3 protein-coding genes are annotated in these 2,238 nt (G+C 37.5%); 2 read left to right on the top strand and 1 reads right to left on the bottom strand.

Going from position 1 to position 2,238, the window contains the following annotated elements:
• Positions 1-191 (top strand): CPBP family glutamic-type intramembrane protease (locus V7659_RS25330; protein WP_335542882.1); only part of this gene is annotated, 191 nt, incomplete at its 5' end.
• A 27-nt stretch (positions 192-218) separates the two neighbouring features.
• Here the strand turns inward: V7659_RS25330 and V7659_RS25335 are convergent.
• Positions 219-1,268: a YkvI family membrane protein gene (locus V7659_RS25335; protein ID WP_335542883.1), complete on the bottom strand. Its 1,050-nt coding sequence runs from the start codon at positions 1,266-1,268 to the stop codon at positions 219-221.
• Between the two features lie 191 nt (positions 1,269-1,459).
• Between V7659_RS25335 and V7659_RS25340 the strand changes: the two genes are divergently transcribed.
• A partial coding sequence (locus V7659_RS25340) for an AAA family ATPase (protein ID WP_335542884.1) occupies positions 1,460-2,238 on the top strand: 779 nt, incomplete at its 3' end.

A 2,238-nucleotide genomic window follows, 5' to 3' on the forward strand; every position in this document is an offset into this window, starting at 1 on the left:
GTATTTTGGCAGCGTCAATCCTGTATGCTTCCGTCAATATTTATGCTGGCTCATTTTTGTTAGTTCTTGCAGCCTTTATTTCTGGTTTAGCTTGGGGATATCTGTATCTATGGAAAAAGAGTATGCCTTTGGTGATTGTATCTCATATCATTTTTGACTTGATGATGTTTATTATCTTACCTTTGCATTAAAAAGCAGTTGCTGAACAACTGCTTTTTTTATTTTCTGATACTAGTTGGTAATGGCTTTATCCAAAGTAAAATAAAAAAAATCATGCAAATATACCCAAACAAAGGATATAAATAGGAGAGCAGCGTCCCATAATTTACAAGACTAATCAGATAAGAAACAACAAAAATGAGCGTTACAGATAGCATTGTCGGTATAGACGAATATTGTTTCAACTGTCGATCGAGTCCAAAGACATTTCCAATCACTGAGGTGAAAATTTCTCCATAAATAACGAGAACAAAAATCCAAAATAAAAAGGGAGCTAAATTTTTCATGACAATGGCCATTGGGATGTTATATATCTCTAAACTAGGGAGCATGATTAACGAAAAATGACTGGCAATTAAGATGATAGTTAAAGCAGACCCTCCAAGAATTCCTCCCCATTTAATCGTCCAATCATCCTTTACTTCTGTAGCAATAGGAACCAAAACTGCTTGAGATAGACCAAGATTTAATGCCACATATGAAAATGGGGCGATGACACTCTTCCAGCCATCATCCGCATGCGGGATAAATAGTAATTGATCTATAAAGTGAGGCATCTGCACAGAAAAAAGCATTAAGATAAGGCTAAAAGTTATCATTAAAGGAACAACAAACGTATTAACGGCAAATAGACCTTTTGTTCCAACTAACATAACTAAAAAGGATAAAAATATGGTCAGGAAAACGCCGACTGTTTTCGGCAAACCTAACTGTTCCTCAAACACGGCCCCAGCCCCTGAAAGCATGACGGCACTAACTCCAAGAAGCATAAAAAGCATAAAGATATTAATGACACGACTTGGCCATTTGCCAAACAAATACTCATTAAACTCTTGATAGGATTTTGCATTTATATGTGCAGCCATTCTCATTAGTTTCGAGCCCAACGCTATAAAGAGATAACCGCTCATTATTATACTTATTAAGCCAAAGAAACCAAACCGTGAAAAAAATTCAACGATTTCCTTTCCTGTGGCGAAGCCAGCTCCTACCACAGTCCCTACATAGACTGCAGCTATTTGAAATGCTTGCGACCATTCCCTCTTCACACCATCTCCTCCTTATCATCAATATATGATGATAAGGACAAACAAAGACGAGCTTTTTTACTTAAATAGAAACCATTACCAAAACAAATAACTTGAAAGTCAAAAAAGGTCAGAGTATACTATCGACATAAGGTCAAATATAGTCAAAGTCAAACATTTTAATAAATTTTTTAATAGGAGGGAATTTACTTATGCTTTGTCAACAATGTAATGAAAAAAATGCAAACATACAATTAAACATGATAATTAATGGACAGCGTAAGGAAATCAAACTCTGTCACGAATGTTATTCAAAAGAAAAGCAATCTTTAGGCGCCGGGCTAGGTCAAAATATGAACTTTTTCTCCGGTTTCCCCTTTGAAGACTTTTTCATGTCCAATGCAAGCCCTGGTAAGGATGAAAGCAGTCAACCTGTCACCCAAACTGGGAGAAAAAGCGGACATAGCGGTTTTATAGATCAATTTGGACGAAATTTAACTCAAATGGCTAAAGCAGGCTTAATTGATCCTGTTATTGGCCGTGATGGAGAAGTAAAGCGAGTTATCGAAATACTAAATAGACGTAATAAAAATAATCCTGTACTAATTGGTGAACCAGGAGTCGGAAAAACCGCGATTGCTGAGGGTCTGGCACTGAAGATTGCTGAAGGAGATGTTCCTGGCAAGTTACGTAACAAAGAGGTTTACTTGATGGACGTTGCTTCCCTTGTTGCCAATACAGGAATCCGTGGTCAATTTGAAGAGAGAATGAAACAACTCATTACTGAATTACAAGAGCGGAAAAATATTATTCTTTTCATCGATGAAATTCACCTTCTAGTTGGTGCTGGTTCCGCTGAAGGCTCTATGGATGCAGGAAATATCTTAAAGCCTGCCCTAGCACGCGGTGAGCTTCAAGTTGTTGGAGCAACCACACTAAAAGAGTATCGACAAATCGAGAAAGATTCCGCTTTAGAACGACGCTTCCAGCC

This window comes from Neobacillus drentensis (assembly GCF_036966985.1).
Classification (GTDB): domain Bacteria; phylum Bacillota; class Bacilli; order Bacillales; family Cytobacillaceae; genus Neobacillus; species Neobacillus drentensis_E.